Genomic DNA, 22,899 nt, shown 5'->3' on the forward strand with positions numbered 1-22,899 from the left:
ATTTGTTCGATAAAAGAGTGCAAAGTGTCTGATAAGCAGGGAGCAGCCAAAGGATATATTGATCAATTGGTTGTCAAAGCCATTGAGAAAAAGAAACAGAACGAGCAAAGGTTGGCGCAGAAAAATAAGCCAAAGCTTGAGTACGTGCTTTTTTCACAATTTGATGTTCTAGACACGCTGCCATCGAAAAATGGTAGAACTACGGTTTACCATCTCGCCAAAAAAGGCCAACCAGAAAAACAAATCTGCTGTAAAGTCGTCAACGAAGATGCGCCAGACATTGCCAATAAGATGTTGGTCAATGAAGCAAGTAGATTAGAACTTTCTCAACATCCTAGCGTTGCGGATTTCATTAAAATCGGTAACGAATTTGAACGCCCATACTTAATGTACGAGTGGATTCAAGGTGAATCACTGGCAGAAAAGATGGAGCGTCACTCCTCTAAAGGTTTCCGTCACGACCATATTGCTTGGTTAGTGTACCAACTTGCTGGTGCGCTGGAATTTATGCACACCCGAGGTATCTGCCATCTTGATATCAAACCATCAAATGTTTTGGTTAGCGAAGGCGACTACGTCAAGCTCATCGATTTTGGTGCGGCTCGCTATATTGGTGAGACGGAGTCTCACGCTGAGGCAAGTTTAAGTTACGCTTCACCTCTATATCTTGAGACAGGTACAACCGAGCCACAAGACGATGTTTATTCACTTGCATTACTGACGGGCCATTTATTTATTGGTTCGATCTTTGGTGACGCTTGGCACAAGCAATTAAAAGATCGCAAGCGTCCAGCATTAATTCCAAACCATATTTGGAAACTGCTCAAGCAAGTGATTAATAACCCAAGAGGGCATGGCTACACCGCAATTTCTTTTGCTCAGCAACTTGCACGCATTGACACTCAATCTATTGATTCACAGTCGAATGCGCCAATTTTCAGCAGCTTACGTAATGCCGACTTATTGCTGACGCATTGTAAACCACAAGACAAAGCCGGCTACGGTCGCTTTAAAGTGCTCGAAGCCAGCTTGGTATTGAGCGTGATGGCAATTACAGGCCATTACTTATATGAACAAAACCAGCCTGAGTGGAAAACGATTGTGAAGTCGGAACCGACAATTTCACAAAACGAAACTCCTTTGGCGAGTACGATCAAACCAGCACAAACCGCTTCCTTCTTGGCTCAGCCACCTTGGGCGATTGAGCAGGCGCTCAATGATATGGAAAAAGACGTCATGTCGACAGCGCCATATCGTGAAGCTTACCAAGTGCAGCAAATGAAACTGTCTAAGCTGTACAAAAATAATCAGGCGCAATTGACTTCTTATCAAGCTCTAGCGGATGACTTACCGAAGACGCTAGTAGATTTGCGTAAAGAGTTGGTGACGTTAAGAGAAAAATTGGTCGATGATGGTGCTTTATTCCCATACGCAGACAAAACCTTAACCAAAGTGATGGCAGGCTTGAATGTCGCGTCGGTTGATTCGATGAAAATCTCTGCGGTTGCGGGAAGCAAAGACGAGCAGATTGCTAATTTAATCCTTGATGGTGAAGCTAAGTTGGCTGACGAAGAGATGAAAGCAGCTTGGTTGTTAAATCAATCGGAAGCTTACTTCTACAGCCAAGTGTTGCCAAACAAGGTGATGGCAAACATCAACGACTCTATCGAGCAGCACGCAAAAGATCACTACTACACCAAAGCCATTGAAGAGGCGAAGGCCGCTAAGACTTATTTTGGTAACACGCCGGCGCTGAACAAAAAGGTCAAGGATCTGATTGTTGCTCGTAGCGAATACATTCTATTTAGCACCGTGACTGAACAGTCGGTGTTTGATAAGCAAAAATTGCACGATTCACTGGCTGACCTTGAGCGAAACGCGCCGAAGAAGTTTAGTGAAATTACCGATCTGCTTGAGAGCATGGCTACGGATTCTATCGATAAAAGCCATCAACTTTCTCGCCCAGCACGTGGTGCAATCGCCGTTGAGCGCGCTCTGAGAGATTATCTAGCAGAGGGGAGAGGCTAATGTCTGTTATCGATATCGAACGCTTATTGGCCCCTATCTCTGATGCAACGCCAGTGGGTGAAGATGCTCGCTACGAGTTTTGCTACGAGATGATGGAATCTGAAGTAAAGAAATTCGGTTCCCTGTTTGGTGAAACGGTCGATTGGGGCGTCGTAAAAACGCATGCGACTGAAGTGCTAGAGCACCACAGCAAAGACTTAAAAGCCATTTGTTACCTTGTTCGCGCCCTAACGGAAGAGTTTGGTCTTCTAGGTTTTGAGCAGGGTCTAAAGCTGCTTAGTGAGGCGTTAAATCGCTTTGGCGTTGAACTTTATCCTTCGCGAAAGCGCGGCAGAGATGGCGCGGTCGAATGGCTGAACCATCAGTTTAAATTGGTAAGCGGTAAGTTAGCAGAGAGTGCTCAGTCATGGGAGTTGGTTTCAAGCTGTATTTCGACCATTGAAGAGGTTCAGCGACAATTCGACGATGTTTACCAAGACTCAGAAGCGGATTTCTTTGAGATTCGCACTCAGCTCAATGTCTTATCTCAACAAGCTGCGGCGGATGACCAAATCGATGACGCATCGGTCACTGTTGAACAGGCGATATCTACGCCCACTACGCAGCCTGCCGCATTAGAAACGCCGGCACAGAGCGAAGTGCAAACCGCTCCAGCGAAGACGGTTACGCCGACTCCTAAAGCTGCACCAGTTAAGAAAGCGGTAGCAAAAGAAGTGGACGTCGATACGGATTTCTCTTCGCCGACAGCTTCTAAGCGCACCTTGAAGAAGGTTGCAGAAGTCATGCTTCATGCAAATCCAAGTGATCCGCTGGCTTACCGAATTTATCGTCATCTGACTTGGGATGATATTGATGGTCTCCCAGACCACCAAAACAATCAAACGCCATTGAGCTTGGCGGTGTCTTCCGATCAACAAGCGGAATACCGAGATAAAGCCAATCAAGAAAGCGACATCGACACCATTAAACGTTTGGAGCGCACACTAACGGATGCGCCGTTTTGGCTGACAGGTCATTACTTCGTGTATTCGATGCTCATTAATTTGGGCTTCGACGATGCAGCGACGGCTGTGAAACAAGAAGTGCAGCGTTTTGTTGATTCGCTAGAGGGCATCGAGCACCTCTCATTTAAGAATTCTTTACCATTTGCAGATGAAGCGACCTTGAGCTGGTTATCGACTCAGGATGCAACTTCTTCGACGTCTCAATCCGTTGTTCAAACGGTTGTGATTTCGCAAGAAGACTCGCTGCCGATGGAGGATATCACTCTAGAAAACCTAGGGGAATATGCCGCAGAACTTGCCCGCAAACTCGAGCTGGATAGCTCGGGACGTGGTCAGTTTATGCTGTATTTACAATTGATAGCAGCTTACCAGTCTGTTGGATTATACCCGTTGTGTCTGCCTTATCTTGAGAAGGGTTGGGAAGTACAAAAAGCGTTTAATCTCGCGAGCTGGGAACCCCACTTATCGTCACAGTTAGAAGACCTGATTCGAAAAACACTCCATCAGTTATTCAGAAGTAAGGATCTTTTGCCTGAGAAGTATGAAGAGTGGAAAGCAATTTATGACTAATTAAAGAGTTAAATAAGGAACTAATTATGTCACGTGACGGCTCGGTGGCTCCTAAAGAGCGAATTAATATCCGTTATGTTCCAGCAACTGGTGATACGCAAGACGACGTAGAGCTGCCGCTGAGCATGATGGTAGTTGGCGACTTTACTGCACGTGCAGATGAGACGCCAATCGAAGAACGTACTCCAATCAATATCGATAAAGACAACTTTAACGAAGTGCTAGAAGGCATGTCTCCAAACGTTAAAGTTAATGTTGAAAACCGTCTTTCTGAAGAAGAAGGTGGTCAAATCGGCGTTGATCTAACGTTCCAAAACATGAAGGACTTCTCTCCTGAAGCAATCGCGAAAAGCGTACCTGAGCTAAACAGCTTGCTTGAACTTCGCGAAGCCTTGGTTGCACTGAAAGGTCCTCTAGGAAACGTTCCTGCGTTCCGTAAGAAGATCGCATCGGTTCTTCAAGACGAAGAAGCGAGAAAGAAACTGTTGGATGAACTAAGCATTGGCGCCGACCAAGAAGCGAAAGAAGAGTAAGGGATATCATGTCTGCAGAAGCACAAGCGCCAGAACAAGAAGCAGCCTTAGTTGAATCAGGCTCACTTCTGGATAGCATTCTTAATGAAACTCGTTTAAAGCCAAGTGATGAAGGTTTTGACGTTGCAAAACGCGGCGTAGAAGCATTCATCAGTGAGCTACTAAGCAGCTCGAACACAGAGAAAGTAGACCAATCTTTGGTTGATCTGATGATCTCTGAAATCGACCAAAAACTGTCGAACCAAGTTGATGCGATTCTTCACAGCGAAGAAGTTCAAGCGGTTGAATCAACGTGGCGCGGTCTTAAGTATCTTGTTGATCACACTGACTTCCGTGAGAACATTCAAATTGAATTGATCTCAGCGAAGAAAGATGAAGTTCTTGATGACTTCGAAGACGCACCAGAAGTGGTGAAGTCTGGTCTTTACAAGCAGATCTACACACGTGAATACGGCCAATTCGGTGGTAAACCTGTTGGTGCAGTAATCTGTGATTTTGATATGTCAGCATCAACGCCTGACATCAAACTGATGGAATACATGGCGAACGTGGGCGCAATGTCTCACGCACCGTTCATCACGTCTGCATCGGCTAAATTCTTTGGCCTAGACAGCTACGAAGAGCTACCAAACCTAAAAGACCTTAAGTCTGTATTCGAAGGTCCACAGTACGCGAAATGGCGTGGTCTGCGTGAGCACGAAGATGCGCGTTACCTAGGTCTATGTACGTCTCGCTTTATGCTACGTACACCTTACTCTGTAGAAGATAACCCAATTAAGGCGTTTGACTACGATGAGAAAGTAACAGACAGCCACGACAACTACCTATGGGGCAACTCAGCGTACGCGATGGCGTCTAAGATCAGTGAGTCATTTGCTAAATATCGTTGGTGTCCGAACATCATTGGTCCTCAAAGTGGTGGTGCGGTTCAAGACCTACCGGTTTACAACTTTGAAGCAATGGGTCAAATCGAAACTAAGATCCCAACTGAGATCCTTGTTTCTGACCGTCGTGAGTACGAACTAGCGGAAGAGGGCTTCATTGCTCTAACCATGCGTAAAGGTTCTGACAACGCGGCGTTCTTCTCTGCAAACTCTGTTCAAAAACCAAAAGTGTTTGCGAACACGCCTGAAGGCAAACAAGCAGAGATGAACTACAAGCTAGGTACTCAGCTTCCTTACATGTTCATCATCAACCGTCTGGCGCACTACATCAAAGTGCTACAGCGTGAGCAAATCGGTTCTTGGAAAGAGCGTTCAGACCTAGAAATCGAACTGAACAAGTGGATCCGTCAATACGTTTCTGACCAGGAGAACCCGCCAGCGGAAGTTCGTGGTCGTCGTCCACTTCGCGCTGCGAAGGTAGAGGTATCAGACGTAGAAGGCGATCCAGGTTGGTACAAAGTATCGATGTCTGTACGTCCTCACTTCAAGTACATGGGCGCAAGCTTCGACTTGTCTCTAGTTGGTAAACTAGACCAATAACCCATTATTGAAACCATCAAGCAGCCAGTGAAGACTGGCTGCTTTTTTCGTAGGACCGAACATGGAAAAAGGTTATCGTCTTCTAGAACGGATTGAATTGGGTGAGCCAAAAAACTGCTACGAGAAAGTGGTGTCTCACAAGCACCTGATTGAGTCTATTCATTCGCACCTTGCCGACTTATTGAACACACATTCTGGCAACGCCATGATTGATGATGACTACGGCCTGCCAGATTTCAACGATGTGCTTTCCAATAACACAAACCTCGTTCGCCACATTCAAAAAAACATCACATCAACCATAGAACGCTTTGAACCGCGACTGCTTAATGTCGAGGTTCATTACCGTGAAGATCACCATAACCCATTACAACTCGGCTTTGGTATTCGCGGCGAAGTTTCCCATAACGGCGGTAAAGTCCCAATGTCGATCGATGTCTACATGGGAACCGACGGCCAATTTAACGTTTAGTAGGTGCCACTTGAGTAACAGTAAATACTTTCAAGATGAACTCACGTATTTGCGCGAGTCGGGTAGTGAGTTTGCCAAATATCACCCGAAGTTAACTCACTTTCTGTCGGAAGGAACCTTCGACCCAGACGTCGAGCGACTGCTTGAAGGTTTTGCTTTTCTGACCGGACGTATCCGTGAAAAGATTGACGACGAACTGCCAGAGTTGACGCAGTCTTTAATGACTCTGCTGTGGCCGCATTACATGCGTTCAATTCCGTCTTTGTGCATCAGTGAGCTGAAACCACATACGGGAAGTGTTACTGAGAAAACCGTGGTGAAACGTGGCGCGGAGATGGCGAGTGAACAAGTTGAAGGCACACAGTGTTTGTTCCGCACTTGCTACGATGTGAATCTGTACCCAATCACGATCACTAATATCGAACAAACCAACAGCCGCACCAGTTCAGCGATTGATGTGACGTTATCGACGGAACATGGTCTTGAGCTTTCTCGTATCGGTTTAGATACGTTGCGCTTGCACTTGCATGGCGAGATTCACATTACTCGCACCGTCTTCTTATGGTTGTTCCGCTACCTAGATTACGTCGAGCTAGATGTTGGTGGGGGCTACAAACACCGTCTAGGGCCAGAATACGTTAAGCCAGTAGGGCATGAAGAAGACGAAGCACTGCTGCCTTACAGCAAAAACTCCTTCGCAGGTTACCGCTTGCTACAAGAGTTCTTCTCTTTGCCAGATAAGTTCATGTTCTTCGACATCAAGGGCTTAGAGTGGTTAAAAGGCATTCCGCAACGCAGCACGGTCAAAATCAAATTCCACTTTAAGCGTGCTTTACCTTCTGAAGTGGTTTTGAAAGATAAGCACTTAAGATTGCATTGTACGCCAGCCGTTAACTTGTTCGAGAAAGACGGTGATCCAATTCGCTTAGAACATCGCCGTAATGAATATAAAGTTCGCCCTCAAAGCAATACGCAAGAACACTATGAAGTGTATGGGATTGAGCAAGTGGAGAGTTGGAGCAAAGACGAGCGTCGCCGTAAACCATTAATCGAATTCGAATCGTTTGAGCACCAAATTAACCAGCGTGATAAGCGAGAGTTCTACAAATCAAAAGTCGGCGAGCGAGTAAGCGGAAGAGGGTTAGAGCGCTATATCTCGTTCCATACGCATAATGGTGATATTGCGGATTTAGGTACAGAAACCGTACTGATGAAACTGCAATGCAGCAACGCCGATCTGGCTGAACGCCTTTCAGTGGGCGACATTACTTATGCGACCCACAAATCGCCGACGTATGCGACATTTAAAAACATCACCAAACCGACACAATCGGTGAGCCCACAGGTGAACGGCGAGCTTCAGTGGCAGCTGATCGCCAATATGTCACTCAACTACTTGTCTTTAGCGAACATCGATGTGCTGAAAGTGCTGCTCTCGACATACGACTTCCACTCTCGTGTCGATAGACAAGCTCACCGAGCGTCGATTCACCGACTCGATGGTATTGTTTCGTCTGAGATGAAACCCATTGACCGCGTGTTCCGTGGCGTATCTGTACGTGGTAACCAATTCAAGTTGGTGACCAACTCTAAGTTCTTCGTAAATGAAGGCGATATGTTCCTGATGGCAACCGTACTGAACGAATTCATCCGTTTGTATTCGAGTGTGAACTCCTTTACTGAACTGGAAGTGTTTGATGAAGCCACTGGCGAAGTGTACAACTGGGCAAGCCTGATCGGACAGCAGACGATTCTATGATTAATACACTTTCTGATAAGTCGAATGAGTTTAGCTTCTACCAAGCGGTGCTTTTGCTAGAGAAACACTACCAACTAGAGCCAAATTCCAATTTTGTCGCAGTAGGTGAGAACAAATACTTCCATCAGGAACGCATTGAGTTCAGTGTATCGCCAAATCTGTGCTTTCCGAAGAGTGATATGGACTTTATCACTCATATGGAAAGAAACGGGCAGCAGTATTCTCGTGTTGAGACTAACTTCCTTGGTTTGCATGGTTCAAGTTCGCCATTGCCAGCCTCTTATACTGAGAAGCTTGCAGGGCGAGATCCTGATGATAACCCGGTAAAAGACTTCTTCGACTTTTTCCATAACCGCTACACCAGTTTGTTGTATCGAGTTTGGAAGAAGTATCGCTATCACGTGCAATACCAAAGTGGCGCGAGCGACGCGTTCTCGGGAAGGATACTGCATTTGGCAGGTCTGTCTGGTGTGATGCAAGATTGTGATGTCGCGGAGTTGGACCGAGCGAAGATTCTGTCTTACGTTAACCAGTTATCGACACGTACACGCTCTCCTAAGCTGATATCCGGTATTGTTTCGCATTACTTTTCACTGCCGAACGTTCGAATCGAAGAGTGGGTTTACAGGCGCGTAGAAATCGCTGAAAGCCAGCGTAACAAGCTCAATCGCGCTAACTGTGTGTTGGGGCAAAGCTTGCACTTGGGACAAAGCATTGCGGATTTGAACGGCAAGTTTAACTTGTGCATCGACAACATTGATTTTGAGACGTTTAAACAGTTCTCCTACGATGGTGAATTGCACAAGACGTTGGTGGGGTTGATGCGTTTTATTCTGCGTGACCCGATGTCTTGGGACCTAAAGCTGACGGTTAACCTTGATTCTATTCCAGATAACCAATTGGGTAATGGGGAAGGGAACCATTTAGGTCAAACGTTTTGGCTAGGTAGCCCTAGCGAAGCAGACGCTAAAATACGGGTGATTGGCAGTATCTAATGCTTTGCGATGATTCCGAAATGGATGAATAAGAAACGGATGCGTAAGAAACGCTAGGTACAAAGAACACAAAAAAAGCCGCGATGTATTCGCGGCTTTTTAGTCTGAAAAGAATGTTCGGCGGGAACCAAATAACTTATCGACTGATAGGTTGGTGGAGTACTACCGTTGTGTCGAGTTTTTGAATTCCGCTGAAAGATTCAATTTCATTACATAGGTGGTGAATAGACTGAAGGTCCGGAGCTTCGATAAGAGCAATAATGTCGAAGCTACCACCCACAACGCTCGTCAGTCGTACCTCTGGAATCTCTTTAAGGGCACTCGTTACTTCGTTTTTCTTGCCCTTTTCACAAGAGATCAGCAGATAGCTGGCTGCTTTGCGACCCTCATTTTCGACTCGGATCTGGGCAGTGTAGCCCTTGATGATCCCAGTCTTTTCCAACCTATTGATTCTTTCTGCGACAGCAGTACGAGACAAACCGATGTTTCTAGATAGATTCGCAATTGACTCTCGTCCGTTTGATAACAGACTGGAAAGGATTTTGCGGTCTAACTTGTCTAAGCCTTGTAAAGTCATGTTTGAAATCATGTGTTCTGCCTATTCTGGTTTTTATATAGTTATTAAATCGACTCTGGGAGTGTAAAGTTATACAGCTCGGCCAGAGTGAATGGGTTTTTCTGTGTCAAAGGAGTGATACGAAGGCTCAAGTCCCTCCCAGACACTTTTATGTCACTGACGAAGCTACCGTTATGAGTGTTTGTCAGGGTCGAATCACCTAGCAATCTGTATATCGCCCACTGACCACTCTTATTAAGAACGTGCTGCTTGCCCTCGTCTGTCACATCTTGGATCGTGATACTAATGTTGAAGTCACCGTTCTGCGGCGGCCACTCCATCTCACGAATTCGGCTCGGACCGTGATAGTAGTTGATATCAGTGTCTGAAATTTTCAGACTGGCTCTGATAGCACTGGAATCAAGGTCTAATACTTTCGCACTGAACGGGATGTAAACTCGGTTTGTGCTCTTATTGATCAACGTATCGCGGATAACGTTGTAATTGCGCAATTGCACCAATAGGGCAGGTGAAAGTGGCATTGTTTCGCCATCCACCTGTTTCGGTGTCCACAAGTTTGTATCGTAGAACGGTGCGAAGTTCTTCTGAATAAACGTGTCTAACAAACCACCTGATGCAAACAACAATTCGAAGTCTTCAATCGAGATTTCTTCTGTCGCGTTTAGATCAAATGGGTATTTACCAAGTCCTAGCTCTTTAAACTTGGTGTAAATCTCGCTGTACCATTGGGTTTGAATGCCTTTTGCTGATTCCGCAATCATCACTGACCAGCTTTGCTGAACCACATCAAGTAACCAACTGCGTACCGGCTCTGGTGACTTTTGAGCAATCTGCTTAAGTTTGATAAGCGGGTCCGCTTCTGTGCTGTTCATGCGGTGTTGAGCAGCGGCCAACGCGGCCATTTGTGGATCAGGCGCATCCGCGATGTCTTTCATGTAAGTACGAACACGGCTCAAGGCTGTAATGGTTTCATCCCATGGAGTAGGGGAGTTTGGCGTTTCACTAACTTGAAGTTGGTTCAACAAGTGGAAAGCTTGCTCAACGCGCTTCATCAGTAAGTAATCTGGTTGTACGGCTTCTTCTACTGCTTCTGATGCCGAGTCTGCCGCTTCCGCGAGTTTCGGGTTCACTTTAGCGATTAACGCGTTCTTTTCGCCAACAGGAGAGAACTGCGTGTTTGCGTAAACTTGCTTCAGCACGGTAGTCATTGGCGAAGATGGGCCTGAAATAAGGTCGATAGCGTTCGTCAGGTCACCCACATTGCTGTAGTTCTGAACTTTTAACTCACTCAGTGCGTTACGCCAGTAGTTGATGTAGTCGTCGGTGTATTTCTTACGAACCTGAGTCTTAAATGCATCCTGCTCTTGCTTGGTTGGAATCACATGGTTTGATAAACCTAAAACCCAGTTATCACTGATCACTTGCTGTGACATCAAATCAACACGAGGGCGATAGAAGGTACTAAAACCTGTTGAGGTGTAAACCTTATCTATCACAAGTCGATTGTCGTCTAGCGGTTCGTTAAACACGTTGTTGAACTCAAAACCAACGGCACGTTGAAGATCGAGCGTGCCAAGGTCAATGGCATCCGCCTGGTTCAAAATGCCTGCGTAGACTAGATCTACATTGGAGTTAGCCAGTAATGAGCGACGAGTCGCGCGCACAATGTCCATGTTGATATCAACCGGTGCAAATTGAGTGCGGAAGTAGGCATCTAAGTAACGCATTGCTTGGCTAACAACATCTGGCTTATCGCTCAAATCGTTGAGAGTTTGAAGTGTTTGGCGACGTAAGAACTGAATGTCACGTTTTGATGGGTCATTCAGCATCAAGTAGCCTTTAAGTAATGGCAACGTCGCAGCAATATCATGTTGATTGTGAGTTAACTCGAGACGGTAACCTCTCTCTACAACGGGCATAAGCTGTTGTGCGACTTCTTTGAGCAGAGCTTCGTAAGCCAATCTTGTGCTTTGGTCCAGGCGACTGATGTTCAGCGGCAAGACTTCTTCGTCTAGGGCGCGAGAGCCTTCTAGCCATGCGCTGTATGAAGGTTGAATTGCACGTGTTGCGCTAACCAATAACTGGTTAAAGCTTGCTTCTTGCTCTACCTGACCTTTGTCATCTATGCCAAGCAGTTGATTGATGACACGCAAGTTGCTGTCTAGTGTCGTAACAAAGAAGTAGGCACCGCCTGCCAGCAAGATAACAGACGCCAACATAGCCAAATGGCTTTGACGTTGGATCAAACGCAGGTACGTTTTGTTCTCACCGGCAAAATCGCTCTCTGGCAAAATCTGAGAATCAATCAGGAAGCGAGAGAAGTAGGGCGTTTCTGTCAGTTGTGTGTGCTCTGAAGCAATGATCGGCAAATTAAAGTAATTGCTGCAGCTTTTTGCTAACAGGTTGTACTTGCGACCACCTTGTAAGCTAGAGCAGAAGAAGATCTCACGGATATCAAGAGAATAAACGCCGCTGTTCGCGTCACAAAGGCGTTCAAGTACATAACTGATTTCCGCTTGGCAAAGTTCAAATTGTTTAGGAAACGCAAGGATTGCTTGTTTCTCGTCGATATCGGTTGAGTTTGCTGATGCGTCTAATGCATTGCTTTCAAGTACTTTGACTAGATTGCGGTAACCGTCGCGGTAATACTCTGTAATGACACCTTTTGCTTCTTTCAAAGGGATAGACAAGAACTCTACACGCGTTTTAAGCGAGCTAAAATGCACGTATTCTTTGAAGCCATCCAGCTTGTCGAGTTTCGACATCATCAGGTAAACAGGCAATGCTGAAGAGGTTTTTTCACTGATGGAGCTCAAACGCTGCAATAAGGCCGTGATGGTGTAATCTTTTTGCTCTGGTTCAGAAACAATCATGAACTCAAAGTCGGTAAAGAACAGACAACCTGAAAATGGCTTTCTCGGACGGTGACGAATCACTTCATCGACAAAGGTATTCCACAGTGAGGCATCGCTGCTTGAAACCTCTTGGAACACGAGACGTTGATCTGGCTTGACGTAAACCGCGCTGTCCGATTCATACCATTCAAAGAAATCGTTTTTTGCAGTGCGAGAACGATCCATTGGTTTAATTGCGCTTGAATTAAACAAGAATTGACGTCGCCCAGACGCTTTATTACCAATCATAAGATAGATTGGCTTCTTGCCTGAATTAGACAGAAGAGGGCGAATAACCATCGAAAGGGCTTCTTCTTCTGTTTCTAGACGCTGAGCTTTTGAGTTGTTCTTTTTCTTAAGCCATAGTGAAAACTGGAATATAAGATAAAAGGTGGCAATGACTCCGAGACCAACCCATAGATAAAGCTTATCTGCATCTTCGAGTAAGAATAAATATACTGCTGCAAATATCGCGGCTAAAACCAGAGCCACTATGGTAGAAACCACGATCGGGTTTCTCAGTATTTTTTGTTTGAACATAAGCCTATAACTTCTTTACTTGTATTGTTATTTATTGTCGTTTGACGCAGTTTTTAGCTGATTAATTTTATATAGGTAGGTGTTCAGTAAAAGGAGGGAGCGCTCAAGTTCCTTTTGCTGCGTGTTCTTTTCTGCGTACTCAATTCGACCTAGAAGTGGAAATAGCGAATTACTGTATTCATACGCTTTCTTCGAGTCTTTATCTGAATTCTGTTTAGCGACATTGGCAAATACCGTCCTAGCATAGGCAAACCGTTTGTATATGACATCGAATTCATTTTCGAAACGAGAACGTTGGTCTAAAAAATTCTCACGAAGTTGCTGAGCAGATGACGAGTCTGGGTAGATTTCTGTCAACTCATAAGTCAGTTCATCAATGGTGTTTACTTTACTTACCTTCACTGGATCGAGTGTCCAGTCGGTCATCAATGTATCAAGGCGGTCTACTGTCGCTGAACGTAAAGCAAGTCGGTGATCTTTGTTTTCAACGCTAAACGAGCTAACGATATCAGTCAGTTCTGTCAGTGAAGCGTGTTCGATATCATCTTTCAGTGTTTCGTATTGATGCTGTTTGTAAATAAAGTGAGAAGCCAATGCAGCTGTTAACAAACCAACCACAGACAAGAGTACCCATCGGCTCGATTTCTGTGGCTCGGGTTGTGGCGTTGCTGGTGGTTGTTTGGCGTCAACTTTCGGTGGAGGGGCGATTTCAACTTTAATCCCTGTTGATGGCGCTTGCACTTCTGGTTTTGGTTGCTTCGCCTCTAATGCCATGACTTCTTTGGCTTTTGCCTCCTTAATCTCTTCAATCCACTGATTCAAGATACGACGGATACGACCAAAAGATGGGGCTTTAATTCCGTAGTGAAGGCGCAACTCTTCCTCGATGCGTAAGCACAGTTGATGTGCCGCTTCGATAAGAGGAAGCTCCTCTGGTAATGCACGTTGCTTTTTAATCCGTTTCTCAGTGTATTCAACCATCCATTCGATAGCGCTGATACGGGCATTCGCTTTAGCATGCTCTGGGTAAGCGGTGTACCAGTACACCACGCATAAGTCGAGCAACGAGTTCAAACCTTCAACTAGGCCTTTTAAACCGTCATTATAGGTTGCTGCAACCGTAAAATAGCAGCTGCAACGAAAGTCTTTGCCTTGAGTGCTTAGAATCTTTTTCGACAGCGTTTGAACTGTCTTCCAAGAAACTCTGCCTGTTACTTTGTTAAGGTTATTTATTTGACGTTTTATTTCGTCAAAATCGTCTAAGCCATTAGGGTTTGAGCCGCTTGGATTACTTTCATCGATCGGCCTTCTAGTGAAGTCGCTGAAAAACATATTTTCCAATTCCAACTGATTATATGGAAAGTAGCAGTTGGCAAATGATTATAAATGCACTGCTATCATCTTTTTTTTGAGGGATTTTATAGGCAAAAGAAAGAAATTGAATAATAAATAATATCTAAATCAATATAATTTAACTTAGTGTGACATTCGTTCACAAAAATTGTTGGTTATGTTGATTTGTTTGGCATTAGTTTAGGTGATGTGTATTCCAGTAATTGAGACAAAAAGTAAGATTAATAGATTTTTAATATTAAGCGTGGTTATGACAAAAGTTCAAAACTTGAAGTAATGTCAGATTATTAAAATTAAGACAACCTTGATTAGAGGATACTTTAATAGTGAAAACTTATCAAAGTCTTTAACATTTGTTTGTTTAAGTGATGGTTGTGTTTCTAATTAAGAACTGGCTAATTTAGTTACTTAAGCTAGATTCATTATATTTACATAATAACCCTCACCGTTTTTATGAATATATCGCTAGTGATATTGCGTTTATTTATAGGTGATTTGCCTTATTTGATGGGGCTATTTTTTACCATATTGAAAAAGCAAAGAGACTTGATATCTTTCGCCCCTGAATATAATTACAAGGCTTTCAAAGAGGGACGAAATGCTAAAACCAAGTCAAGTTGGGCTAATCTCAGCCATGTGTCTATTTTCTACTTTTGCTTTAGCGAAGGGGGAGCGATATGGCGGCTCAGTCAACATGCTGACAATCGAAAGTATTGACTATGATGAAGGTTCTAGCGGTGATGTAGACACGTTGCGATACGGTCTAGTTCATACACGTCCTATCGATGAAAACAACAATCGCTGGCGTTGGTGGTTGGGTCTTAATTACCTTGCTGAAGATGTCGACGCACCTTCAAACGGTGTTTATCAAGAAGTCACAAACTACGAGCTTCGTGTTGTTCCGCAATATGCCCTGAGCTCTTGGAGCATCTTTACTCCTTACGTCGGTGCTGGACTTTCGTTCGGCTATTCGCAGTATTCAAACCGTTGGAAAGTAGACCAAGACGGTTACCGTTACGAAAGCATTGAAGACATTGACCAGTTTGAACTTGGTGCGGTTGTTACTCTTGGTACCGCAATAAAACTTGGTAGCAACCCAGATGCCCATATCCAGATCATTCCTCAAGCTTCCTACATTCTTCCAGTAGTCAATGATGGAATTGGTGGAGTAGAGCTGTCCGTTTCCCTACTATTTTAAGGTTTAGCAATGCAAACACATCAGCTAGTCCTATTCATTTCAAAGTGCCCGGAGGAATACACGGGCGCTAAGCATATTGAAATGCCCGAAGGTGGTGGCTCAGTAGGGCGTGCGCCAAGTTGTACACTGCCTTTAACTGACCATAATCGTTTTATCTCTGGAACCCACTGCCTTATTAGTGTTTATGGTGACACATATTACATCAGTGATGTGTCAACCAATGGCACTATGGTAAACGGCAATAAGATCCTTAAAAACCAACCAGTTTCGATTGTTGATGGTGACGTAGTGTCCCTTGGCCAGTACGAAATTGGTGTTTCTTTAGAGCACGTTTCTGCGGCTCAAGATATTGCTGCCGATATTGCTCCAGAACGTGTCTCAAATGATCCGCTAGTTAATTTGGGTGAGGCTGTCGTTGAGGAAGACGAAAAAGTCGGCGCGTTAGAAGATCTGTTCATGGAAACGAAACAGGACGATGTGGACAGCGATGACCCTATTGCACATCTTAAGTTTTCGATGCAGCGTGAAGATGACCATCTTATCCGTGATGTCGAAAAGCCTGAGGCCGCACAAACTAAGCCAATCGAAAACACAAGACAAGTTGTCGATGATAGCTTCAGTATCCACTCTGAATTCGATATTCCGAACCTAATTCCAGAAGATTGGTTGGCTGGAACCGCCACGAGTAATGCATCTGTTGAACCAGAAACACAGCCTCGTCGAGAAAACAGTTTTATCCCTGAAGATTTTGTGAATTCAGAGAGATCAGATAACTCTGAAGCGTTTGTCTCTCAACCTGAGAAAGTGCAACCTCAAGTACACCAATCTCGTCCACAACAATTTGAACAACCGACTCCACCACCAGTCCAACAATCGGCGCAAAGAACAGAACCAGTTGGTCAGAAATGGGAGGAGGTAACACAAGCCTTTATTCCTTCGACGCAATCTGCTCAGCAAGAATCAAAAGTTACGGAAACCAAAGTGGGTTTCGTCAGCAATGAATCTATCGCTACTGAGGAAGGCACACTTTCTTCCGACATTAGCAAAGCTTTCTATGAAGGTTTGGGGATCAGTAATCCCGAATTGATCAGCAATGAAGCACTCCTGTTTAAACAAATGGGAACCTGTCTTCGTTTGTGTATCGACAACTTGCAAAAAGACCTTCATGAAGTGGAGTCACTTAAAGGTGAGCAGGGCTTAAGCGAAGCAGATTCTAACCTAGCGGAATTGATGCTGACTCTAAACAGCCAGAATCTACTGTCTCCTAATGAGTTGGTCGAACAGATGTTAGATGAAATCAACGACCACCAAATTATTTTTAATAAAGCACTAAATGAGTTGCTGATCGAGCAATCTGAAACGAATGACCCTGTCACGTTTGCAAACGACGTCGCAAGTAAATCTATGTTCATTACCAAATCAAAATTGTGGGGTGAATATCTGGAGTTCTATGCGAATAACCGTCGCCAAATGAATGAGACATCGTTGAAAGGTTTGATCAAGAAAAACTACACCAAAGCGATTAAGGGAAGCCATGCGTAGTATTGCGATGTTGCTCGGATGTGCTTTGCTATCCGGCTGTTCCATGTGGGACCAATTTAAAGAATCAACCGGTATTACACCTGAAACGTCCTCAATCGAGTTGGTGATCGAGGCTTCTTCGGTTCTTAACGTTCGTGAAGGCGGGCAATCCTCTCCGGTGATTTTGCGCGTGCATGAACTGACATCACCAGTATTGTTTCGAAGCTTAGATTTCTTTGCCTTGTTTGAGAATGATAAAGCGTCACTGGGCGATGAATACATCAAACGTTATGAATACCAAATGCAACCGGGTGAAAAAATCCATGAGTTCTTGGAGCTTGACCCTGCGACCCGTGCCGTTGGGTTCTCGGTAGCGTTTCGCGATATTGACGGCTCTTCTTGGCGTAAAGTCGAAGTGATTGAAGAGAAGAGCGAGTACTACATCAAACTCAAGTTAGAAGGCAGTGAGTTAATTTCTGACAACACTCGCGGCATTGAACAAGTTTACTTTTAAGGAATAAAAGCATGTCTTTATACAATCCAGTTGTTTGGCAAGATGGAATGTTCATGAAGCCGCAGCACTTTCAGCAACTCGATCGTTCACAAAGTAAACTGTCGAGCATGCTGAGCGCCAATGCATCGCCTCTACATTGGGGAATTAAGCGTTTAGAGATCAACTCACAACTGCTGGCGTTGGGTAAAATTGGTATTACTCGTGCTGAAGGCATTCTTCAAGACAGAACTCCTTTTGATCTGCCACTGCTCGCTGAACTGCCAGAAGTAAAAGACGTTGATCCTTCGATTGCAGATAAAGTGGTTTACCTTTGCTGTCCGTTACCTTCTGAACGTTCAGAGCTATTCGGCACCAAGAAAGACGGCGCACGTTACACGATGGAATCGCAAGAAGCGGTCGACGCTTGCTATGATTCGGAAGACATGGCAAACATCGTAGTCGGTAAGCTTAACTTTTGTTTGATGTACGACCACGAAGACAAGAGTGCATACACATCGATCCCAATTCTAAAGATCTCAGAAGTGAAGCCAGATGGCAGTGTCATCTTAGATGAGAGCTTTATCCCGACTTGTATTGATATCCATGCTTCAACCGTACTGAACAAGTTCGCAACCGAGTTTGCTTCTATGCTGAAACACCGCGCAGAGTCTATCGTTCAGCGCTTAGGTGTCGTTGACCAACAAGGTGTATCTTCAGTTTCTGATTTCATGCTGCTCCAAGCTCTAAACCGATACGAGCCATTATTCTGGCACTTTGCAAGCGCTGAAGGGGTTCATCCTGAATCGTTTTACCGCATTCTTCTTCAAGCAGAAGGAGAGCTTTCAACTTTGTGTTCGGCATCTCGTCGACCAGTTGAGTTTACCAAGTACAATCACGGCGATTTGACCAGCTGTCTATCGCGCACACTTGATAGTGCGAAGATGACATTAAGTGTGATGTCTGAGCAGCGTGCAATGCCACTCACGTTGAGAGACCAAAACTACGGCATTAGAACGGCAGCGATTCCAGACAGCAAGATTATTGATACAACAACCTTTATTCTTGCGGTTAAAGCCGATGTTACTTTGGATGTGCTTCACACCCAGTTTGTTAGCCAAACGAAGATCGGTTCTATCGATAACATTCGTGACTTGATTAACCTTCAACTGCCGGGTATCGAGATCAAACCAATGCCAGTTGTACCTCGAGCATTGCCTTACCATGCGGGTTACACCTATTTCGAACTGGATAAGACAGGCGAAGAGTGGGCGGCACTGAAAAACACTGCTGCGATAGCGGTTCACGTAGCCGGCGACTTTGCTAACTTGTCGTTGCAACTATGGGCTGTTCGTCTATGAGTTATGCAGAAACCGACGTCACCGTAGTCTTATTCCAACCAGAGCCTGGCAAACCGATGGAGGTGATGCCAGCGCCTGACTTATCTCGTAACATCGCGGTACAAGACTTAAACATCGAAAACATGGGCATCAATCCTTTGGTCGATCAGTTCTCATGGTTGATCGCCAGTTTGTCTTGTATGTCTTCAATTCCTTGGCTCGATGACCCAATGCCGTTTCGTGAACAAGTGGCTCGCGAGATAAGAAAAGGTGAACGTAAGCTCAATGAAATGGAATTGGATCGCGCATCCATCTTGGTCATCCGATACTGTTTGTGCGCTGCGATTGATGAATCGGTTTGCCGACAAGAGTGGGGCGCTAATAGCCATTGGAGCCAGAACAGTTTGTTGTCAGAGTTCCACAACGAAACATCCGGCGGCGATAAGTTCTTCGTTATTCTCGAGCGCTTAAAAGCAGACCCACGCAAGTATCGTCACGTTATCGAGTTTCTGTATTTACTACTTCAACTTGGCTTTCAGGGCAAATACGGCCGTGAAGAACGCGGTAACGAAAAGCTCGCAGAAATCGGCAATACCATTTATCGCTTAGTACGTGATGAGCGTTTGGCAGAGCAAGAGAAAGTCTCTCTCGTTAACCTTAAGGCCAAATACCTCAAAAAACCGTTAAAAAGGGTGATTTCACCCAAACTGATTTTAGGCATCAGTGCGATTACCTTCGCAATCATGTATGCCGCGACTTACATCGTTATAGATTTAAAGTTCCAGCAATTGCTTGAAGTGTATCGATAAACAGAAGATCTCGAAATGAGATCTTCTGCCAGTTTTAAGCTTTATCGTGAATGTCACTAGCGGTTTAGTGAAATTCACTAGTCATTTAGAGAGATTGCAATATGCGATCTCTTTTATTATTCAATCAACAAAATTCAAATGGATTGGTTATGGGCGTAACAGTTGGTGCAAATGGACTTTCGATAGTTCATAAAGGCTCAGGTGGTGAAGCGAATGCAACGCTCCCAGATGTTTGTTTAACGAAGGTCGGCAAGCCGATCGTTCCTATCCCTTATGGCAACAATGCTAAATCAGCAGATCTTGCTGGTGGCACTACGACTATCTCTATGGATGGTGGCAACAGTGTCGCAATCAAAGGCAGTACATTCTCAAAAAGTACCGGTGACGCGGGCGGCGATAAAAAAGGCGTCGCATCCGGCACGATAGAAGCCGAAGCAAAATTCATTTCAGCCTCACCAACGGTTAAGTTTGAAGGCAAGGGCGTATGTCGCCTGTCTGATCAAATGACCATGAACAAAGCCAACACTATGTGTTTGGGAGGCGCACAAAACCCATCGGTTTCTGTTACGGAAGATCAGGAAGGGACGTATACGGTTGACTTATACCTCTCATACTCAGACGGTGAACCCGTTCAAGGCGCAACTTACACGCTTAAAGATCAATCTGGCGCCGTATTTGAAGGAACACTAGACAACAACGGTAAAGCATCGGTTGGTGGCGTTGCTCCGGGTGAGTTTGCCATAGAATACGGCGAGGACAGCCGAGACTTTATGCCGAATGTCCCAACGAAGACCAACCCAAACTTTAATCCAAGTGCGAACGCCCAACTGATCATTGAAGAAACAAAGAAAGGTGAAGTTGGCTTCTGGGAAAATGCTTGGACGCGAATGTCTGGTGCCGCCAGTTGGATTTGGGGCGTGATTCTTGGTGATTTCAACGATGATGCTTCCGTTGAGCAGATCATCGCCAATACGGCGCTGACGATGATTCCTGTTGTAGACCAAGCCGCTGACGTGCGCGATTTATCTGCGAACATTATGACTTTGTTGACTGAGGAAGAGCGCGATAAGCCCGAAAACTGGTTAGCACTTTCACTTACCCTTGTCGGTTGCGTTCCTACATTTGGTAGTGCGGTCAAAGGTACGTGTAAAGTTGCGCTAAAAGGCGGTAAAGGAACATCAAAAGATACTTTACTAGCTGTTTTAAGGGGGATGGGTAAAGGGGACCCAGAAAAATTCTTGCGTACGTTAGATTGGGTGGATTACGCGAAACAAACCAGCCAGATTGTTAGTGATGTTCTAAAACCTTGTATTGAAGTGGCAACTGAGTTGGCTTCATACGCAAACAGAATGGGCGCAGATGAGCTTGGTGCGTATTTCTTGAAGTTAGCTGATGAGGTAAAAATCATCGATAAGATGGTACCGGACAAACTAAAAGAAGCGATGGGCGAGTTTGATGATCTTTTTGCTCGAATCTTAGGTAAGGGCGAGAAAACGTACCCAGCAAAAGTAAAACACAATACAGGTGAGTCTGCTCAGTCAGGAAAGAACTCCGCAAAGGCGAATGAGGACAAAAACAAAGCAGACTATGTATGCAAGTTGTGCGGCAAAAATAAGAAAAGCAAACTCCACCCTTGTAAGGCAAGGCTAGGCTCTAGGAAAAAATAATGACAGTGCTAATGGCAAAGCTTTTATCTGTAAAGCTATACGAGAAAGAAAACAAAAATCAGATAATTAAGAACATTAAGATTGGTAGTCAAGGTGTCTTGGGGCGAAAAGACTATTGGTCTATTGCTAATAAGACCTTGAAGCCAAGTATCAAGTACCCAGATAGACATCCGTGGCACTCCAAAGCATTATCAAGTCACATCACAGGGCATCACATTATATCAGTGGCAAGTCTAAAAACACTAAAAAGCGACTATAAAACACTATTGCGTCTCAGTAAGTACAATGTAAATCATCCGAGGAATATTGTTGGTTTACCGACGTCTCCTCAAGTCGCTTGCCAATTGAATGTACCTCTTCATTATAGTAGTCATACTAGTGATGCGATACCGACTATTGAAGACTCGCCTTCTTATCATGTAATATCATCAATGCTGATAAAAAAAATGATCTCACTTTTGTTAAGTAAGGGGATATGTCCAGGTGATTCGTTAGAAGAGCAAAAGAAAGTATTACTGAATATCGATTACATATCAGCTATAAAATTGAAATATATAACCAACTTTAAGATCGTTTTACATAAAACGGGAGTTGATTATTTGAGAGGAAATATTGGTTGTGGTGGTGTAGAAAAAGAAAGTCTAAAGAAAGAGGGGAGAGAGTGTGAAACAAGATCACACGGTTACCCATTTAATAAAAATGACTTAATGACAAGTGACCATTCTAGGTTGTTAACTATCTACGAAATAGAAAATTCAAGGGTTGTATATAATGCCAATTAGTGAAGAATATTATGTGTTATCAAATGACTACTCAAAGGTAAATTTTGTAGTGAACATGGAAGATGAACGTGGATTTAGTTTGTTAATGGATAAAGCTATATCTACAACCATGCATGTTAACTTTGAATGTATTAGCTTAAAGAGTTTCAGCGCTATCGATGCTCCATTTGATGTTTCTGTCAACACTGAGATATTATTTGACCTGGATTTTCTTGCGGTATTATCAGAATTAATGCTATACAAAAACTCACTTGTTCCTGCTAAGATTAAAGAGAAAGAGTTTGTTTATCTTCATTGTTATAATATTATCGATATAGAGGATGAAGTTAAGGGGTTTAACTTTGATCTCTTATCAGAAATACCCATCGAGGAAAGGTTAGTATTCAAGCCCTCTTATGGAGCTATCGTTGTTTTTTTTCATAAATCAATTATAGAGAAAATCAATTCTGTTAAGAGTTTTTCATATGCAAAGTATCAAAAGGCTTCCGATTGGTCAGTTGAATGGGAAATGTCATGAATTATACAGAGCTTAAAATTGATGACTTAGTTAGTTTGGATAATTATAAAATCCGACTTGTTAAAGTTGAACCGGATATATATATATCCCAAACATACGGATTAAGTATTTTTATAAATGATTATGTTAAAAGGAAAATACGTCATGTTGATGCTCTTAATTTAACTGAGAGTGTTATATCAATCCGTTATTTTAAACCAGATGATTTTTTGTCTGGTTATTATAAATTAGAACCAATATCACGAGATGAAAGTTCATTTTTTGTAAATGAAGAAGGGCATGTTTTTATTTCTAAAGACTTATATGAAGATCTATTTACAAACAAATTTGATGTTTTGATCGATTTTTAGTTTCTAACATAACTGA

Annotated in this window: 19 protein-coding genes; 16 read left to right on the forward strand and 3 right to left on the reverse strand. The window is 44.0% G+C overall.

The window, feature by feature from the left end; genetic code table 11:
* Positions 1–24: 24 nt before the first annotated feature.
* The 7 genes from VCHENC03_RS18275 to tssG all read left to right on the forward strand — a co-directional run bounded on the left by VCHENC03_RS18275 (position 25) and on the right by tssG (position 8,845).
* The gene (locus VCHENC03_RS18275) at positions 25–2,028 is read left to right on the forward strand and encodes a serine/threonine protein kinase (protein ID WP_009705240.1); all 2,004 of its coding nucleotides are present in this window, start codon (positions 25–27) and stop codon (positions 2,026–2,028) included.
* Positions 2,028–3,602 (forward strand): type VI secretion system protein TssA, encoded by a 1,575-nt coding sequence (gene tssA, locus VCHENC03_RS18270; RefSeq protein ID WP_009705241.1) that lies wholly within the window; start codon positions 2,028–2,030, stop codon positions 3,600–3,602. The genes VCHENC03_RS18275 and tssA overlap by 1 nt, the downstream gene beginning before the upstream one ends.
* Positions 3,603–3,628: 26 nt before the next feature.
* Positions 3,629–4,135: a type VI secretion system contractile sheath small subunit gene (gene tssB, locus VCHENC03_RS18265; RefSeq protein ID WP_005437995.1), complete on the forward strand. Its 507-nt coding sequence runs from the start codon at positions 3,629–3,631 to the stop codon at positions 4,133–4,135.
* Between the two features lie 8 nt (positions 4,136–4,143).
* The gene (gene tssC, locus VCHENC03_RS18260) at positions 4,144–5,619 is read left to right on the forward strand and encodes a type VI secretion system contractile sheath large subunit (protein ID WP_005437988.1); all 1,476 of its coding nucleotides are present in this window, start codon (positions 4,144–4,146) and stop codon (positions 5,617–5,619) included.
* 61 nt (positions 5,620–5,680) lie between these two features.
* Positions 5,681–6,091 carry a type VI secretion system baseplate subunit TssE gene (tssE, locus tag VCHENC03_RS18255; protein ID WP_009705242.1) on the forward strand — a complete coding sequence of 137 codons (411 nt, stop codon included), beginning with the start codon at positions 5,681–5,683 and terminating at the stop codon, positions 6,089–6,091.
* A gap of 10 nt (positions 6,092–6,101) precedes the next feature.
* A complete protein-coding gene (tssF, locus tag VCHENC03_RS18250) occupies positions 6,102–7,850 on the forward strand; it encodes a type VI secretion system baseplate subunit TssF (RefSeq protein ID WP_009705243.1) in 1,749 nt (582 codons plus the stop codon).
* The gene (gene tssG / locus VCHENC03_RS18245; RefSeq protein ID WP_009705244.1) at positions 7,847–8,845 is read left to right on the forward strand and encodes a type VI secretion system baseplate subunit TssG; all 999 of its coding nucleotides are present in this window, start codon (positions 7,847–7,849) and stop codon (positions 8,843–8,845) included. The genes tssF and tssG overlap by 4 nt, the downstream gene beginning before the upstream one ends.
* A 136-nt stretch (positions 8,846–8,981) precedes the next feature.
* Here the strand turns inward: tssG and VCHENC03_RS18240 are convergent, their stop codons facing one another.
* From VCHENC03_RS18240 to VCHENC03_RS18230, 3 genes are read right to left on the reverse strand one after another with little or no spacing between them, the layout of a single operon-like run.
* Positions 8,982–9,434 (reverse strand): Lrp/AsnC family transcriptional regulator, encoded by a 453-nt coding sequence (locus tag VCHENC03_RS18240; RefSeq protein WP_009705245.1) that lies wholly within the window; start codon positions 9,432–9,434, stop codon positions 8,982–8,984.
* Positions 9,435–9,466: 32 nt separating this feature from the next.
* Positions 9,467–12,856 (reverse strand): type VI secretion system membrane subunit TssM, encoded by a 3,390-nt coding sequence (gene tssM / locus VCHENC03_RS18235; RefSeq protein ID WP_009705246.1) that lies wholly within the window; start codon positions 12,854–12,856, stop codon positions 9,467–9,469.
* A gap of 27 nt (positions 12,857–12,883) precedes the next feature.
* Entirely contained in the window at positions 12,884–14,188 is a 1,305-nt protein-coding gene (locus tag VCHENC03_RS18230; protein ID WP_009705247.1) for a type VI secretion system ImpA family N-terminal domain-containing protein, read from the reverse strand.
* A gap of 619 nt (positions 14,189–14,807) precedes the next feature.
* On the opposite strand from VCHENC03_RS18230, the gene VCHENC03_RS18225 reads away from it, so the two are divergent.
* The 9 genes from VCHENC03_RS18225 (at position 14,808) to VCHENC03_RS0125505 (ending at position 22,883) form a co-directional block, all read left to right on the forward strand.
* Entirely contained in the window at positions 14,808–15,407 is a 600-nt protein-coding gene (locus tag VCHENC03_RS18225) for a hypothetical protein (protein WP_009705248.1), read from the forward strand.
* Between the two features lie 9 nt (positions 15,408–15,416).
* The gene (locus tag VCHENC03_RS18220) at positions 15,417–16,949 is read left to right on the forward strand and encodes a type VI secretion system-associated FHA domain protein (protein WP_032802365.1); all 1,533 of its coding nucleotides are present in this window, start codon (positions 15,417–15,419) and stop codon (positions 16,947–16,949) included.
* Positions 16,942–17,442 (forward strand): type VI secretion system lipoprotein TssJ, encoded by a 501-nt coding sequence (tssJ, locus tag VCHENC03_RS18215; RefSeq protein WP_020195819.1) that lies wholly within the window; start codon positions 16,942–16,944, stop codon positions 17,440–17,442. Before VCHENC03_RS18220 ends, tssJ begins: the two co-directional genes overlap by 8 nt.
* Positions 17,443–17,453: 11 nt before the next feature.
* Positions 17,454–18,779, forward strand: a complete 1,326-nt coding sequence (gene tssK / locus VCHENC03_RS18210; RefSeq protein WP_009705250.1) for a type VI secretion system baseplate subunit TssK — start codon at positions 17,454–17,456, stop codon at positions 18,777–18,779.
* Positions 18,776–19,567: a type IVB secretion system protein IcmH/DotU gene (icmH, locus tag VCHENC03_RS18205; protein ID WP_005449458.1), complete on the forward strand. Its 792-nt coding sequence runs from the start codon at positions 18,776–18,778 to the stop codon at positions 19,565–19,567. The genes tssK and icmH overlap by 4 nt, the downstream gene beginning before the upstream one ends.
* Positions 19,568–19,716: 149 nt before the next feature.
* A complete protein-coding gene (locus VCHENC03_RS18200) occupies positions 19,717–21,234 on the forward strand; it encodes a PAAR-like domain-containing protein (RefSeq protein ID WP_083481814.1) in 1,518 nt (505 codons plus the stop codon).
* Positions 21,234–22,016 (forward strand): AHH domain-containing protein, encoded by a 783-nt coding sequence (locus VCHENC03_RS18195; RefSeq protein WP_009696480.1) that lies wholly within the window; start codon positions 21,234–21,236, stop codon positions 22,014–22,016. Before VCHENC03_RS18200 ends, VCHENC03_RS18195 begins: the two co-directional genes overlap by 1 nt.
* Complete coding sequence (locus VCHENC03_RS0125500) at positions 22,006–22,533, forward strand: hypothetical protein (protein ID WP_032802366.1); 528 nt, start codon at positions 22,006–22,008, stop codon at positions 22,531–22,533. The genes VCHENC03_RS18195 and VCHENC03_RS0125500 overlap by 11 nt, the downstream gene beginning before the upstream one ends.
* Positions 22,530–22,883, forward strand: coding sequence for a hypothetical protein (locus tag VCHENC03_RS0125505; protein WP_032802367.1), 354 nt, complete (start codon positions 22,530–22,532; stop codon positions 22,881–22,883). The genes VCHENC03_RS0125500 and VCHENC03_RS0125505 overlap by 4 nt, the downstream gene beginning before the upstream one ends.
* Positions 22,884–22,899 lie beyond the last annotated feature (16 nt).

Source organism: Vibrio sp. HENC-03 (assembly GCF_000305755.2).
Taxonomy (GTDB): domain Bacteria; phylum Pseudomonadota; class Gammaproteobacteria; order Enterobacterales; family Vibrionaceae; genus Vibrio; species Vibrio owensii.

What these genes read in the sequence shown, in the direction of transcription:
- tssA (WP_009705241.1), top strand. Translation starts at nt 2,028, where the DNA reads ATGTCTGTTATCGATATCGAACGCTTATTGGCCCCTATCTCTGATGCA.
- tssB (WP_005437995.1), top strand. Translation starts at nt 3,629, where the DNA reads ATGTCACGTGACGGCTCGGTGGCTCCTAAAGAGCGAATTAATATCCGT.
- tssC (WP_005437988.1), top strand. Translation starts at nt 4,144, where the DNA reads ATGTCTGCAGAAGCACAAGCGCCAGAACAAGAAGCAGCCTTAGTTGAA.
- tssE (WP_009705242.1), top strand. Translation starts at nt 5,681, where the DNA reads ATGGAAAAAGGTTATCGTCTTCTAGAACGGATTGAATTGGGTGAGCCA.
- tssG (WP_009705244.1), top strand. Translation starts at nt 7,847, where the DNA reads ATGATTAATACACTTTCTGATAAGTCGAATGAGTTTAGCTTCTACCAA.
- VCHENC03_RS18240 (WP_009705245.1), bottom strand. Translation starts at nt 9,434, where the DNA reads ATGATTTCAAACATGACTTTACAAGGCTTAGACAAGTTAGACCGCAAA.
- tssM (WP_009705246.1), bottom strand. Translation starts at nt 12,856, where the DNA reads ATGTTCAAACAAAAAATACTGAGAAACCCGATCGTGGTTTCTACCATA.
- VCHENC03_RS18230 (WP_009705247.1), bottom strand. Translation starts at nt 14,188, where the DNA reads ATGTTTTTCAGCGACTTCACTAGAAGGCCGATCGATGAAAGTAATCCA.
- VCHENC03_RS18225 (WP_009705248.1), top strand. Translation starts at nt 14,808, where the DNA reads ATGCTAAAACCAAGTCAAGTTGGGCTAATCTCAGCCATGTGTCTATTT.
- VCHENC03_RS18220 (WP_032802365.1), top strand. Translation starts at nt 15,417, where the DNA reads ATGCAAACACATCAGCTAGTCCTATTCATTTCAAAGTGCCCGGAGGAA.
- tssJ (WP_020195819.1), top strand. Translation starts at nt 16,942, where the DNA reads ATGCGTAGTATTGCGATGTTGCTCGGATGTGCTTTGCTATCCGGCTGT.
- tssK (WP_009705250.1), top strand. Translation starts at nt 17,454, where the DNA reads ATGTCTTTATACAATCCAGTTGTTTGGCAAGATGGAATGTTCATGAAG.
- icmH (WP_005449458.1), top strand. Translation starts at nt 18,776, where the DNA reads ATGAGTTATGCAGAAACCGACGTCACCGTAGTCTTATTCCAACCAGAG.
- VCHENC03_RS18200 (WP_083481814.1), top strand. Translation starts at nt 19,717, where the DNA reads ATGGGCGTAACAGTTGGTGCAAATGGACTTTCGATAGTTCATAAAGGC.
- VCHENC03_RS18195 (WP_009696480.1), top strand. Translation starts at nt 21,234, where the DNA reads ATGACAGTGCTAATGGCAAAGCTTTTATCTGTAAAGCTATACGAGAAA.
- VCHENC03_RS0125500 (WP_032802366.1), top strand. Translation starts at nt 22,006, where the DNA reads ATGCCAATTAGTGAAGAATATTATGTGTTATCAAATGACTACTCAAAG.
- VCHENC03_RS0125505 (WP_032802367.1), top strand. Translation starts at nt 22,530, where the DNA reads ATGAATTATACAGAGCTTAAAATTGATGACTTAGTTAGTTTGGATAAT.